Annotated in this window: 13 protein-coding genes; 5 read left to right on the top strand and 8 right to left on the bottom strand. The window is 50.1% G+C overall.

Going from position 1 to position 13,481, the window contains the following annotated elements; all coding sequences use genetic code 11:
- Positions 1-71: 71 nt before the first annotated feature.
- Both cfa and punC read right to left on the bottom strand, forming a co-directional pair.
- On the bottom strand, positions 72-1,223 hold the full coding sequence (gene cfa / locus ETV65_RS04315) for a cyclopropane fatty acyl phospholipid synthase (RefSeq protein WP_129951701.1): 1,152 nt from the start codon (positions 1,221-1,223) through the stop codon (positions 72-74).
- Between the two features lie 354 nt (positions 1,224-1,577).
- Positions 1,578-2,795, bottom strand: a complete 1,218-nt coding sequence (gene punC, locus ETV65_RS04310) for a purine nucleoside transporter PunC (protein WP_129951700.1) — start codon at positions 2,793-2,795, stop codon at positions 1,578-1,580.
- A 136-nt stretch (positions 2,796-2,931) separates the two neighbouring features.
- Between punC and punR the strand changes: the two genes are divergently transcribed.
- A complete protein-coding gene (gene punR, locus ETV65_RS04305; RefSeq protein ID WP_129951699.1) occupies positions 2,932-3,837 on the top strand; it encodes a DNA-binding transcriptional activator PunR in 906 nt (301 codons plus the stop codon).
- A 35-nt stretch (positions 3,838-3,872) separates the two neighbouring features.
- Here punR and purR read toward each other — a convergent pair whose 3' ends face one another.
- Complete coding sequence (gene purR, locus ETV65_RS04300) at positions 3,873-4,898, bottom strand: HTH-type transcriptional repressor PurR (protein WP_129951698.1); 1,026 nt, start codon at positions 4,896-4,898, stop codon at positions 3,873-3,875.
- Between the two features lie 589 nt (positions 4,899-5,487).
- A complete protein-coding gene (locus ETV65_RS04290) occupies positions 5,488-6,384 on the bottom strand; it encodes a C40 family peptidase (RefSeq protein ID WP_129951696.1) in 897 nt (298 codons plus the stop codon).
- Between the two features lie 353 nt (positions 6,385-6,737).
- On the opposite strand from ETV65_RS04290, the gene ETV65_RS25300 reads away from it, so the two are divergent.
- The gene (locus tag ETV65_RS25300; protein WP_258453180.1) at positions 6,738-6,866 is read left to right on the top strand and encodes a hypothetical protein; all 129 of its coding nucleotides are present in this window, start codon (positions 6,738-6,740) and stop codon (positions 6,864-6,866) included.
- The gene (locus tag ETV65_RS04285) at positions 6,847-7,188 is read left to right on the top strand and encodes a Grx4 family monothiol glutaredoxin (protein WP_015697793.1); all 342 of its coding nucleotides are present in this window, start codon (positions 6,847-6,849) and stop codon (positions 7,186-7,188) included. The genes ETV65_RS25300 and ETV65_RS04285 overlap by 20 nt, the downstream gene beginning before the upstream one ends.
- Positions 7,189-7,280: 92 nt before the next feature.
- Here the strand turns inward: ETV65_RS04285 and rnt are convergent, their stop codons facing one another.
- From rnt to ETV65_RS04270, 3 genes are all read right to left on the bottom strand, one after another.
- Complete coding sequence (rnt, locus tag ETV65_RS04280) at positions 7,281-7,994, bottom strand: ribonuclease T (RefSeq protein ID WP_129951695.1); 714 nt, start codon at positions 7,992-7,994, stop codon at positions 7,281-7,283.
- Positions 7,995-8,086: 92 nt separating this feature from the next.
- Positions 8,087-8,494, bottom strand: coding sequence for a lactoylglutathione lyase (gene gloA / locus ETV65_RS04275; protein ID WP_015697791.1), 408 nt, complete (start codon positions 8,492-8,494; stop codon positions 8,087-8,089).
- A gap of 163 nt (positions 8,495-8,657) precedes the next feature.
- A complete protein-coding gene (locus tag ETV65_RS04270; RefSeq protein ID WP_129951694.1) occupies positions 8,658-9,749 on the bottom strand; it encodes an alkene reductase in 1,092 nt (363 codons plus the stop codon).
- A gap of 413 nt (positions 9,750-10,162) precedes the next feature.
- Between ETV65_RS04270 and ETV65_RS04265 the strand changes: the two genes are divergently transcribed.
- Together ETV65_RS04265 and ETV65_RS04260 are read left to right on the top strand one after the other, a co-directional pair.
- Positions 10,163-10,402: a DUF1289 domain-containing protein gene (locus ETV65_RS04265; RefSeq protein WP_129951693.1), complete on the top strand. Its 240-nt coding sequence runs from the start codon at positions 10,163-10,165 to the stop codon at positions 10,400-10,402.
- Positions 10,403-10,531: 129 nt separating this feature from the next.
- Entirely contained in the window at positions 10,532-11,428 is an 897-nt protein-coding gene (locus ETV65_RS04260) for an aldo/keto reductase family oxidoreductase (protein ID WP_129951692.1), read from the top strand.
- Positions 11,429-11,433: 5 nt separating this feature from the next.
- Here the strand turns inward: ETV65_RS04260 and ETV65_RS04255 are convergent, their stop codons facing one another.
- Complete coding sequence (locus ETV65_RS04255) at positions 11,434-13,476, bottom strand: FUSC family protein (RefSeq protein WP_129951691.1); 2,043 nt, start codon at positions 13,474-13,476, stop codon at positions 11,434-11,436.
- Between the last annotated feature and the right edge of the window lie 5 nt (positions 13,477-13,481).

The following is a 13,481-nucleotide window of genomic DNA, read 5'->3' as shown; positions in this document are numbered from 1 at the left end:
AATAAAAAATGGCGTGCATAAAAAACCGGACGATAAATGTCCGGTTTTTTTTATTGGCAAACCGAAGATCATCAGCGTGGTACGCGGATACCTCCATCAACGCCTTCCGGGCTGAAGACAACCTGCCACAACTGAATATCCCGGGCGCGGAAAGCCCCGGCGCAGGCATTCAGGTAGTAGGTAAACATACGGTGGAAACGTTCACCGTATTTTTCCGCCAGTTCCGGCCAGTGTTTCTGAAAGCGTTCATTCCATGCCATCAGTGTGCGATCATAATCAGCGCCAATATTGTGCCAGTCTTCCATCACAAACAGTGACTCGCTGTTATGTGCAATTTGCTGAACAGAGGGCAGACAGCCGTTGGGAAAGATGTATTTATCAATCCACGGGTCGACATTAAGGTCTGTTTTGTTAGAACCAATGGTGTGCAGCAGGAAAATACCGTCAGGTTTAATATTGCGTTTGGCGACATTAAAATAGGTCTGATAATTTTTCGGACCCACATGTTCAAACATCCCGACAGAAACAATACGGTCAAACTGATCATTCAGGTCACGGTAATCCTGCAGCAGGATAGTGACATCCAGCCCTTCACAGCGTTTTTGAGCCAGTTTTTGTTGTTCAGCAGAAATCGTGACACCTACAACGCTTACGCCATAATTTTTGGCGGCGTACTCAGATAACCCACCCCAACCGCAACCGATATCCAGCAGGCGCTGTCCCGGTTTTAATTGCAGCTTGTCGCAGATCATTTTGAGTTTTGCTTCCTGCGCTTCTTCAAGCGTAGTGGCTTCTTTCCAGTAGCCGCAGGAATATTGCATGTAGGGGTCGAGCATCAGCGTAAATAAATCGTTGCCCAGATCATAATGCTCTTTGCCGACAATCCACGCCCGTTTGCGCGATTGCAAATTAGTCAGGCGTGCTGCGGCGACACGTAAAGTATCTTTGAAATGGTGGGGCAGTTTATTTTCCAAACCGGCACGGATAACACGCTGGAAAAAGATATCCAGACGGTCGCATTCCCACCAACCGTCCATGTAACTTTCACCGAGGCCCAGAGAACCTTCCTGTAAAACACGCTTAAAGAAGTCAGTGTTTTTTACTTTAAGGTCGAAAGGACGATTACCGTTTACCTGAATATCTGCCATCGCCAGCATCTCACTGGCGATCCGATACCATTGATTGTCCTGAATGCTTTGGTCTTCTATACACGATGAACTCATAGCTTCTCCATCACTTTCTCTTCTGACTTATTAACCTGCCGGGAAAAGCAAAGGCTATTTTTGCAGGTCTTTATGAGAACAGACGACTAGCGTCTCGCCCGATATTCGACACCAACAGAGGAAATTAAGAAGAACGCCTGCGCGCTGGAAGACGGGCAGGAAAATCATCCGTGAAAAGTATTCAAAAAATAAGTGTGACACCGTCCGCGCGTCTGGCTTAAGTATGTAATAAAAGTTTTGTAAAAATGCTATTTTATTTGGTTTTGTTGAGTATAGGCTCGCTGGCAGGCATTCTCAATAGTAAATCGTAATCAATGAAAATGCCCGCTAAGTGACTGTTACATTAGGGTATTATCACTGTTGATTTGCGTGCAGAGTCTGAGTTTCCTGCTCCGGTGGCTGCTCATCGTCTCGTACATTTTTATGCTGTAAAGAGAGCCAGCGGCCCAAAACTACCAACAATAGTGTAGACAGCATGATCGTGACTGTCGCCATGAGCGGGTGCACAATAAATGCGGAAACCAGCATGCTGGCAAGGAAGCAAAGCCCAAGCTGCAAGGTATTCTGCAACGCTGCCGCCTTACCTGTATTAGCAGGAAATGGCATTAATGCATTTGCGACAACAATTGGATAGGTTGCACCATTCACCAAAGCCATCAGACAGAAAGGGATCAGCAAACTTGTCAGCCCGGCATCTGTGAACATAGCCACACAGAACAAGGCCACCATACTGATGCCGTAACCAGTCAGTAACCATGGCAGAATTTTATTGCCGTCCAGCCTGTTGATCAGAACACGGCAACCAAAACCACCGAGCAGGAAAGCGATAGTCTGTGGAACATAGCTCAGCCCGATGGCACCGGGTGAATAGCCCATATCGCTCAGGATAAACGGTGAGCCCGTCAGCCACGCAAAGAAACCCGCTGAACAGGCGGCATAAATCATGACATTCCCGCTGTAAACAGGCGATTTCAATAAAGTCGTAAAGCCGGTTTTATCTGCCTTTGCGTCTTTTGCCGGTTTGTTTTCATGCAGAGTCAGCGTCGTCAGCACTAAAGCGATGGCAACGACGGTCAGCAGGGCAAAAATAGCTTCCCAGTCAAAATGATTGAGCACCCAGGCACCCAGCAACGGTGCAAGAGCCGGAGAAAGCGCCACTAACGGCATAATGCTGGCAAAAGTTTTTTTTGCCACATCGGCAGAAAAACGGTCAACAACGATAGCCTGCCAGGTGACTGCGGCAGCACACACGCCTATGGCCTGTAAGAAACGCAGAGCCAGAAGAGCGCGTACATTCTCAACCCAGATAACACCCAGACAGCCGAACGCAAAAAGTATCAGACCAAGAAGCAATACCGGTTTACGGGCGATTCTGTCCGACAGTGGCCCCCACAGCAACTGACCAACAGCAAATCCACCGAGAAAAATGCTCAGACTTGCGCTGATCATCCCGGGGCTGGTCATCAGACTGGTTTGCATGGCACTGAACGCAGGCAGATACATATCGGTGGCTAAAAAGCCCAGCATGCTCAGACCCGCAAGATAGAGCATAAATCCAAAGGAGGGTTTCATTATTGTCTCGTTAATTTATTTATTGCAGATGATGTGACGCAGATTTCATACCGGGGGCGGAGTTTAACGCTTTGATAACAGGCTTGTGAAACGTTAATATTTGCACTCTGCTATCAAAAAAATTGAAGGCTGGATTATGTGGTCAGAATACGCTCTCGAAGTGGTTGATGCTGTCGCAAGAACCGGCAGTTTTAGTGCAGCTGCGCAGGACTTACACCGTGTGCCTTCTGCCATCAGTTACACCGTCCGCCAGCTTGAACAATGGCTGGCCGTGCCGTTGTTTGAACGTCGACATCGTGATGTAGTGCTGACGCCAGCGGGAAAGGTTTTTGTCGATGAAGCACGGGTTATGACAAAAAAAATGATAGCCACCCGCCGGCAGTGTCAGCAGGTGGCGAACGGCTGGCGCGGCGAATTACGTGTGGCGGTCGACCGGATTGTCAAACCCGCACGGACACGGCGTCTGGTGCTCGATTTTTATCGCCATTTTGCAGATACCGAACTCATTATTCACTCGGAAGTGTTTAACGGTGTCTGGGATGCGTTGGTCGACGGGCGTGCAGACGTGGCGATCGGCGCTACGCGCGCGATACCGGTTGGCGGGCGCTTCAGTTTTCGTGATATGGGATTTATGGACTGGCATTGTGTCGTCAGCCCGCAACATCCGCTGGCGCAGCTATCCGGTGCGCTGAACGATGATCAACTGCGACCTTATCCGGCATTGTGCCTGGAAGATACTTCCCGGACATTGCCGAAGCGTGATACCTGGACGCTCGATAACCAGCGGCGTCTGGTCGTGCCGGACTGGACCTGTGCGCTGGAATGCCTGACTGAAGGATTGTGCGTGGGTATGATGCCGGTTCACCGGGTCATGCCGTGGATTGAACAGGGAAAATTACAGGTGCTGGCACTGGAGAATATATTCCCTGACAGCCCGTGCTGCCTGACGTGGGATCAAAGCAATCCTTCACCTTCACTGAGCTGGCTGTTGGAATACATGGGCGATACAGACACCATGAATCAGGAATGGCTGCGCGATTAGAAAAAACGCCTGCACAGGCAGGCGTTTGTGATTTGTTAACGACGGTAATCACGGTACGGGCCGTCGGCGACTGAACGGCGCTCGACCAGTTTCGGATGCACTTCGATGGTCTGGGACTCTTCACGCTTACTGACAATTCTGTCCAGTAACATCGTAAAGGCCATTTCACCCAGACGTTCTTTCGGCTGATGCACGGTTGTCAGCGCCGGGGAGAAGTAACGGGCGTTACGCACATTGTCGTACCCGATCACGGAAATATCCTGAGGAACGCGAAGGCCGAGTTCGTCTGCGGCACAAATTGCACCCATTGCCATCACATCGCCGCCGCAAAACACGGCAGTCGGACGATGCTTCTGCATCAGAATCTTATGCATTGCCTGGTAGCCAGACTCTGGTTCGAAATCACCCTGAACTACCCATTCGTCACGAAGAGGAATATTGGCTTCAGTCAGTGCTTTCACAAAACCCTGGAAGCGGCCGCCGCCGGTATTACGCGCCAGTTGCCCGGGGATCACGCCAATATCACGATGACCGCGTTCAATCAGATAACGACCGGCCATGTAACCACCTTCGAAAGCGTTATCGATAATGCTGTCGGTAAAGTTCTTGCGTGCTTCACCCCAGTCCATGACCACCATGGGAATCGAGCGGTACTCTTCGAGCATATTGAGCAATTCATCAGGGTATTCCGCGCACATCACCAGCAAGCCGTCGACGCGTTTTTGCGCCAGCATTTGCAGGTAGGCCTGTTGTTTCTCCAGGTTATTATGCGAGTTACACAAAATCAGCGTATAGCCTTTGGAGAAGCAGCTGTTTTCCACGGCTTCAATCACTTCGGCAAAATAGGGCGCTTCGCTTGAGGTGGCCAGCAGGCCGATGGTTTTAGTGTTATTGACCTTCAGACTGCGGGCTACAGCACTCGGAGAGTAATGTAACTCTTTGATTGCAAGGAGAACCGCTTCTTTGGTTTCTTCGGCGACGAAACGTGTTTTATTGATGACGTGCGACACGGTTGTAGTGGAAACGCCAGCGCGCTTTGCGACATCTTTAATCGTTGCCATGTAAACAATGACTCCTGAACTCACGTGCTTCAGCACGTTAGCATTATGTTAATCGTTTGCCTGCGAGGATTTAACTGCTGGCTTCTCAAAGGGCAGTGAAATCATTGGGTGGATTCTTCAGAATGAGGCGCGAAATGCTCTCGGGTGAAATCGACCGGCACACAGACGTGTTAACCGACAATTTTCTCTTATAATGCAGGAAAGTGGAAGCAAAATTCTCAGGAACGCATTGTCATTCAACACAAGATTTTAAAGGTTAATTATGAGAAAATGCGTTGGCACACAATGAGTGTGGTATTAAGAAATGCCACAATTTGATCCGAAAGGGGGTTTGATGGACAGCAACCTGAAATTATCGTTGATCACCACGGTATGCGCTTTGCTTATGATTATCGCTTTCAGCTTCACTGCAATAATGAACTGATTCAATAAGTGATCCGCCATAAAAAAGGGCGACGCCTGTCACAGGCGTCGCCCTTTTCAATGTTACGCAGTGACCGTTACCGCCGATGTTCTTCCCTGCAGAAACGCTTCGTTAAATGCTATTCAATGGCTGATTAGCGAACCTTCAGACTTAACGAATTGTTTATTATCGGATCGTTTTAGGGGTCATTACCCGACGTGCGCCTACATAGTGGTCTTGCCAGTAATCATCGCCAAGAGAAGTAATCTTAATGTCTTCGCCCGTTCTTGGAGACTGAATAAACTTGCCGTTGCCAACGTAAACCCCAACATGGTCTGCCGCGCCGCGGTTATTGATTCTGAAGAACACCAGATCACCGCTTTCAAGTTCGCCGCGTTTGACCGGAGCGGCATCGCGCAGGTGATACATTTCATTCGCTGTACGTGGCATTTTTATACGGATCAAATCTTTGTAAGCATAATAAACTAAGCCGCTGCAATCAAAACCGGTATTCGGCGAGGTTCCGCCCCAGCGATACGGTTTTCCTACCTGGTGCATCAGTTTGGTCATGGCCGTTTGCTGAGCATGCTGATAGCGTTTTTTATGTGTTGCACTTAGCGTAATCGGTTTGCTGTCTTCTTCGAATTTCTTACCTTTACGGTGCCGGCCATAGGCTTCTTTTTTACCGGCCTTTTCCGTGCTGTTTTTCGCGAGGGTACGGGTTTTGCTATGTCTCTCTGTTTTGCTCTCGGCCCGCGTGGTCTTGAGTGTCTTTTCTTTTTTACTTTCGGCCCGCGTTTTGGCGCTTCTCTCCGTCGTGGTCTTTCGTTTAACCAGTTCGGTGCTTTTCACTTTCTTCTTCGAATTATTATCCTGAGTTTTTTGTTCTGTGACGGGCGCGGTTTTCGTTTTTTTACTGTTTTTCGCAGCAACCGTTTTTCGCTTTCGTCGTTCTTCCGGCGCAGCCTGATTAACATGACTTTTACGCTGATCGGCAGAGACACGAGTCTGTGGCGACGCATGTGCCATATTTAAAAACAGCTGGGTAAAGAGCAGCACAAAAAGCGTGAACAGTAAGCGCATAGCTTCGTTACCATGAGTGGTAGGTTAAACATCAGGGATGTCAGAGTATTGCCTAAAAGAACCCGACAAAAAAGCACGAATTGCCTCGATTCTAGATCATATTGTGAGAAAAAGTTAATAGCTTTTTTTATGTCGAAATAACCGCCATTTTTAGTCAAAAAAATGACCGTTTTTCATGATGTTAATATTTGAGTTAATCAGTGGAATTCTGCAAATTTGATCGGATTGATGAACGCCGGAAATGTTATTCCCGATGAATGTTTAAATATGTGAGCCTGAGCGCACCCGCTAAAAATGGTTAAATAAATTGTCAGCACTGAGGAAGACCCCACAAAAAATGGCGTTTTTATCTGATGGCTGCCGTCGTTACAATAGAAGGTATTGTGATTGTACACCGTCTCTTTGTGCTGCGCGTGAAGAGCAATGATCGTGACAGCCTGTACCGGCTTGAGGAAGCAAGAAATGACTACTCCAACTATTGAAAAGATTCAGAAGCAAGTTTCTGAAAACCCGATTCTGCTGTACATGAAAGGTTCGCCAAAACTGCCAAGCTGCGGTTTCTCTGCTCAGGCTGTTCAGGCGCTTTCTGCCTGTGGCGAACGTTTTGCTTACGTGGATATCCTGCAGAACCCGGACATCCGTGCTGAGATGCCAAAGTTTGCTAACTGGCCAACGTTCCCGCAATTGTGGGTGGACGGCGAACTGGTTGGCGGCTGCGACATCGTGGTTGAGATGTTCCAGCGCGGCGAGTTGCAGCAGTTGATCAAAGAAACTGCTGAGAAATACAAATCTTCTGAAGAGTAATACTACGGAAGATCACCGGCTTTTCGACCAGAAAATATGAAGAGCGACATGATGTCGCTCTTTTTTGTTTTCAGTCCGCCGGAAAGTCGTCATTACTGATTTTCTTCAGACGCCGTTTCGTCTTCGGCTTGTTCGTCTGAAAGCACCAGAGGCCAGCCGCCAAGGCGTTTCCATCGGTTTACCAGTTCGCAGAACAACTCGGCCGTGCGCTCGGTATCATACAACGCAGAATGTGCCTGGCTGCTGTCAAAATCGATACCCGCACTGATACAGGCTTTTGCCAGCACCGTTTGCCCGAGTACCAGCCCGCTTAGCGCGGCAGTATCAAACGTAGCAAAAGGGTGGAACGGATTACGTTTCAGCCCGGCACGTTCGGCCGCTGCCATGAGGAAACTGTGATCAAAATTCGCGTTGTGCGCCACAATGATCGCACGGTTACAGTTCTGCTCTTTCATTCCTTTGCGGATGACTTTGAAAATCTCATGCAGAGCTTCATATTCACTGACTGCGCCGCGTAACGGATTGGTCGGATCGATACCGTTAAATGCCAGCGCTTCCGGCACCAGTATCGCACCTTCAAAAGGCTCGACGTGGAAATGCACGGTCTCATCGCTTTGCAGCCAGCCGTCCTGATCCATCTTCAGCGTGATCGCTGCAATTTCCAGCAGCGCATCGGTTCTGGCATTAAATCCGGCGGTTTCTACATCGATAACCACGGGATAAAAACCACGAAAACGGCCTCTCAGGGCGTTAATGTCACTATTCTCGGCCATTAGTTTCTTATCTTCATCGAATTCAGCGCGCATTATGACAAATTTTGCCGCCGCTTGCAGGGTTGTGGCAAAAATCAGGCAATAAAAAAGGGCGCGATTGCGCCCCAGTCGGTGGTCGGGGAAATTTAATTACCCAGCCCCTGTCCTGCGTGTCTGGATTCGATCAGTTCGATTTTGTAACCGTCCGGATCTTCAACAAACGCGATAATAGTGGAGCCGCCTTTGACCGGGCCCGCTTCACGGGTCACTTTCCCACCCGCATTACGGATGTCATCACATGTTTGCGCAACGTTATCAACGCCCAATGCGATATGACCGTAAGCGGTGCCGATGTCGTAGCTGTCGACGCCCCAGTTATAGGTCAGTTCGATCACTGCACCTTCACTTTCTTCGGTGTAACCGACGAAAGCCAGAGAATATTTATATTCAGTGTTTTCGCTGGTACGCAGCAAACGCATACCTAAAACATCGGTATAGAAGCTGATAGCACGTTGCAGATCGCCAACGCGAAGCATGGTGTGGAGTAAACGCATAGGTTCCTCTTTATTTGCAGGATGAGAATTAACGGGTCAAGACTAACTGATAGCAGCCACTTTGTCTGTAAAAGGGCAACCGATTGTTGAATGACTGACCCAAAAAAAACAGCAGAAGGAGGGCCACTTCTGCTGCAAGGAGTCAATGACTCTTTTTTAATTATTACAGTGTCGGATAATCGGTGTAACCCTGAGCACCGCCGCCATAAAAGGTTTCCGGTTTGGGTTCGTTAAGCGGCGCGTGAGATTTCAGTCGCTCAACCAGGTCAGGGTTTGCAATATAGCTGCGGCCAAATGCCACGGCATCGATATAACCTTTTTCGATCAGCTCTTCGCCTTTCTCTGCGGTGTAAGCACCAGCACCGACAATCACGCCCTGATAGTGCGCACGGATCACTGCACGGAATTCTGTGCTGTAAGGTTTGCCGCCCGCCCAGTCCGGTTCGGAAATATGCAGGTACGCCAGTTTGCGTTTGTTCAGTTCATCGAGCAGATAAATCGCAGCCTGTTCCTGGTCTTCACCATTATCCAGCCCGTTGAAGGGTCCCATAGGTGAAATACGTATGCCCACACGATCAGCGCCGATAGTGTCAATGGCGGCATCCACGACTTCCAGCGTCAGACGGGTACGGTTTTCAATGCTGCCGCCGTATTCATCTTCACGCAGGTTTGATGCCGGAGACATGAACTGGTGCAGCAGATAGCCGTGCGCGGCATGCAGTTCAATGTAATCGAAACCGGCTTCAGCGGAGCAGGCGGCGGCATGACGAAAATCGTTCACGATCCCCGGAATTTCGCTGAGCGCTAAGGCACGCGGTGTCGGACAATCGACACGGATGGCGTGCCCCTGTTCATCACGCAAGCTGGTGCGGGTGTTCGGATTGACGGCGGAAGGCGCAACGGGTGTCTGGTTGTCGGGCTGAACGCTGTTATGTGAAATGCGTCCGGTATGCCACAGCTGAACCGCAATGCGTCCGTCTTTATGATGAACGCCGTCCACGATTTTTTTCCATGCAGCAACTTGTTCCGGCGTGTGCAGGCCCGGTGCACCGGCATACCCTTTCGCCTGGAATGAAACCTGAGTGGCTTCAGTAATGATCAGGCCAGAACTGTGGCGCTGTGCATAATATTCGCCCATGAGCGGTGTCGGGATGTCACCGGGTTCGATGCTGCGCAGACGGGTAAGCGGAGCCATAAAAACACGGTTAGGTAGCGTGTTTTTACCGACAACAATAGGGGTGAAAAGCTTGGTCATTTCAGTAACTCCGAAGTTAATGGGCTGATCGGTAAGACGTTCAGGGATTATATTCACGTCAGACGACCTTTTCTTAATGCCACCTTTCTATCGCATCTGACCTGCCTGTGACTACGCGCACGGTGCTTTTTCGCGAAACACAGTCTGATTTCAGCTTTGCATCCATACTTAACGGACAGAAAAAAATGAAAAAGAGCCGGCGGGTGCCGGCTGAGGTGAGGGCAAACATCTGTTTTCTTGGTGAAGGCTTGCGAAACAGTAGGGCCATTTTCCGACAGGTGAAAATGGCGAAAGGAAGGGTAACAGGTCTGTGTTGCAGATATTTGAAGGATGAAACATTGAGGCGCAAATCAACTTGCGGGATAGCAGGAAAGCGTCTTGAATAAATATTCACCGTTATTTGCGGAGGGCATGTGGCTCAGCAACTCGAATTTTTTGACATCCCCAGTCCATGCCGTGGCATTTGTCAGGCGGATGAACGCGGATATTGCCGCGGCTGTCTGCGCAGCCGCGAGGAGCGTTTCGGCTGGATGAAAATGACTGACGCAGAAAAACGCCATGTGCTGCGGTTATGTCAGCAACGCCTGCTGCGCCAGCAACGCACAGGAAAACAACCGGACGAATCCTCACCGGAGCAACCAGAGTTGTTCTGATTTCACCTGTCTTTTACCGTTGTCGTGACGGCGGTTCGCTTCTTTACTATTCTTGCGCATCGCATCAATACAGCGCCACAGGCGTTGTGTATTCTGTGGGTCGAAAATCAAAAACATAAGGGATTTATAATGCAAGCACGTACCCCGATTTCTCCGCAAGGGCCGGTATTCTCCACGCTGATTTGTGGTTACTGGCGACTGATGGAATGGAACATGACGCCGCAGCAGGTTCTGGCGTTCATGGAACAGCACATTGAGATGGGCATTACAACGGCCGATCATGCAGACATTTATGGCGGCTATCAGTGCGAAGCGGCATTCGGTGAGGCATTGCGCCTTAAACCCTCTTTGCGGGAACAAATGCAACTGGTCAGTAAATGCGGTATCGCCACCACGGCAGACCCCGACAACAAAATTGGCCATTACATTACGGATACGCAGTACATCGTGGGGCAGGCGGAGAAATCATTGCGCAATCTGCGTACCGATTATCTGGATTTATTACTGATCCACCGTCCGGATCCGCTGATGGATGCGGATGAAGTCGCCGGAGCGTTTACGCAGTTGCACAAAAGCGGCAAAGTAAAACATTTCGGTGTGTCTAACTTCACCCCGGCGCAGTTCAGCCTGTTGCAGTCGCGTCTGCCCTTTTCGCTGGTGACTAATCAGATAGAAATTTCCCCGATCCATCAGCCGGCCATCCTTGACGGCACGTTGGATCTTTGCCAGCAGCTGCGTATCAGACCGATGGCCTGGTCCTGTCTGGGGGGCGGGCGTTTGTTTAGCGAGACGCAATTCCAGCCGCTGCGTGAGGAACTTCAGGCTGTTGCGAATGAAATGGGTGCAGACACCATTGAACAGGTGGTTTACGCCTGGGTCATGCGCCTGCCGTCTCAGCCGCTGCCGATCATCGGCTCGGGTAAAATTGAGCGTGTTCGGTCAGCGCTGAAATCATTGTCTCTGGAAATGACCCGTCAGCAATGGTTCCGCATTCGTAAAGCAGCATTAGGATTTGATGTTCCTTAACGCCTTTACGCGGGTTTTGTGGTACTGACCGCCGGGCCGTCTTCTGTTGAGATGGCCTGTTGTAATTGTGAAAGCGAGCAGTATAAACGCCAGATCACGCCCGCCAGTTCACGCGCCGCAGGTTCCGGATGGTGCGCCAGTGAATTGCTCATCCGCATGAGTTCAGCCAGTGTGGCGTCAAGATTTTCATGGCTGACGCCGCGCTCCGTCATCACCCCTTTCAGACAATGAATACACACGTCCCGTACCGCAGACAGGGGATCTGAACGGGTTTCCCATTCGCGCAACTGCCAGACAATGTGGCTGCAATTGAGCAGCACCACACCCCAGCGTAATAACCAGGTTCGCGAGATGTGATCTTTACTTTGATTGAGCTGGTTCATCCGGTGATAAATCAGGGATTCGAACTGAAAATGGCTCAGCGAGGGTCTGCGGCTAAGCTGATCCATAAAATCACGACGCAGGGCGCGAATAATGCGGCGGCTTTTACGCTTATCAGAGCTTGGCCTTAACACCTGGAAGGCAATCCCTGCCAGCATGACACCGGCAATTTTTGCCACGCCGTCATTCATAAAGGACTGATAGTCATACTCCGGCGGGTTCGTAACCGCTAAAAATGATCCCATAAATACAATCATCTGCCCCCATAAACCTGCATATTGTTTGTATTGAAGTTTCATCATCTGCATCGTCACCAACATCGGCAGGAAGAAGGCGCAGAACACCCAAAAATTGTCGATTTGTACCATCAGCCCGAACTTCAGCAGGAAACAGCCAGCAAATAATAATCCCAGTGATTTTATTAACAGCGTGACGCTGCTGATCGGTGAGGCCGTAGAGGAATAAAGTACGCAGCTGACGGCAGTCAGCGCCACCGCACCGGCACCGGCATCCCATTGTGTCGTCATCCAGAATGCGCAACCGGTCACAATACACAAAAACGTCCGCAGCCCGTTATACGCAGCCTCGAGGGTATCGGTGTGTTGGGCAAGGCGGCTGATTTTCGGTGTCTGTAGTGTTTCGGCTTCTGCCACGTTGGCATGTTCTACCCGCTGTAACCAACGTTCGCTGCGAAGATACAACCAGCAAAAATCGCGTAAACGTAGCCAGAAAGCCTGATGGCGGAAGTCAGCAGTATCATGCGGCTGAATATGCAGCAAAATTCTGGACAGCTGGTACTTATCCGTATCCGGTTTACGCAGTTCATTAAGCAAAACGGCCAGTACCTCCTGTAAGTTTTCAGGAGGATGGGGCCAGTTCAGCAGCATCCGGCGCAGGCTGGAAATGTAGCTGGTCATGCGTAATTGCTGATGCAGCAGATAATTGAGCACATTATTTTGGCGGCGCAGGCGGTAATGGCTCCAGAATGCCTGAATACGTAAAAGATTCATGGTCAGGATTTGTCCGATCACCCCTTCATGGGATGTTCTGATCTGATCAGAAATTTCTGTCCGCCACAGCAATTGCGCATGCTCAAGCAACTGAGTATGCATTTTGCGCAGCGAGGTGAGCAGGGCGTCGCCGTCGGAGGTGCTGGGCAGCACCATCATCATAAAACCACCGCACAAAATACCGGTGATAACTTCACCGACACGCGCCTGCGCGATATCAAAAATTTGTGTCGTATCGGTGACGTCTACGGTGGAGAACGCGATGATGGCTGCCGTGTAACCCGCCAGCGCAAAAGCATATGAGACATTGTTCTGATAATGATTGGAGACATACGTACAAATCCCCAGCCATGCGGCAATGGAAAACGTGAAGAGCCAGGGTTCATTCAGACAATGTCCGGCAATAAACACCGCGCCCGCCGCGCCCAGCAGGCTGCCAATGATCCGCCCGATACTTTTACTGATAACGCCACCCACGGTTGGGAAACTCACCACCGCCGCCGAGGTCAGGGCCCAGTAAGGCTCGTCCATCTGAAATTCAAAAGCGATATAAAGCGCAAGTATCATTGCGATGGAGTTACGCAGGGCGTAGCGCCATTGTCCCCATGTGGCTTTTCCCCACGGGGTATTTTTCCATTCCAGCCAGGAAAGATTCACTGCGC

The sequence above is a fragment of the Rahnella sp. RFA10(1/100) genome, from assembly GCF_004195115.1.
Lineage (GTDB): Bacteria > Pseudomonadota > Gammaproteobacteria > Enterobacterales > Enterobacteriaceae > Rahnella > Rahnella perminowiae.
This window is presented reverse-complemented; position numbering and strand designations above follow the sequence as displayed.

Bases quoted from the DNA above. Each gene is read 5' to 3' on its own strand.
- cfa (WP_129951701.1), bottom strand. From the start codon at position 1,223: ATGAGTTCATCGTGTATAGAAGACCAAAGCATTCAGGACAATCAATGG.
- punC (WP_129951700.1), bottom strand. From the start codon at position 2,795: ATGAAACCCTCCTTTGGATTTATGCTCTATCTTGCGGGTCTGAGCATG.
- punR (WP_129951699.1), top strand. From the start codon at position 2,932: ATGTGGTCAGAATACGCTCTCGAAGTGGTTGATGCTGTCGCAAGAACC.
- purR (WP_129951698.1), bottom strand. From the start codon at position 4,898: ATGGCAACGATTAAAGATGTCGCAAAGCGCGCTGGCGTTTCCACTACA.
- ETV65_RS04290 (WP_129951696.1), bottom strand. From the start codon at position 6,384: ATGCGCTTACTGTTCACGCTTTTTGTGCTGCTCTTTACCCAGCTGTTT.
- ETV65_RS25300 (WP_258453180.1), top strand. From the start codon at position 6,738: ATGGCTGCCGTCGTTACAATAGAAGGTATTGTGATTGTACACCGTCTC.
- ETV65_RS04285 (WP_015697793.1), top strand. From the start codon at position 6,847: ATGACTACTCCAACTATTGAAAAGATTCAGAAGCAAGTTTCTGAAAAC.
- rnt (WP_129951695.1), bottom strand. From the start codon at position 7,994: ATGCGCGCTGAATTCGATGAAGATAAGAAACTAATGGCCGAGAATAGT.
- gloA (WP_015697791.1), bottom strand. From the start codon at position 8,494: ATGCGTTTACTCCACACCATGCTTCGCGTTGGCGATCTGCAACGTGCT.
- ETV65_RS04270 (WP_129951694.1), bottom strand. From the start codon at position 9,749: ATGACCAAGCTTTTCACCCCTATTGTTGTCGGTAAAAACACGCTACCT.
- ETV65_RS04260 (WP_129951692.1), top strand. From the start codon at position 10,532: ATGCAAGCACGTACCCCGATTTCTCCGCAAGGGCCGGTATTCTCCACG.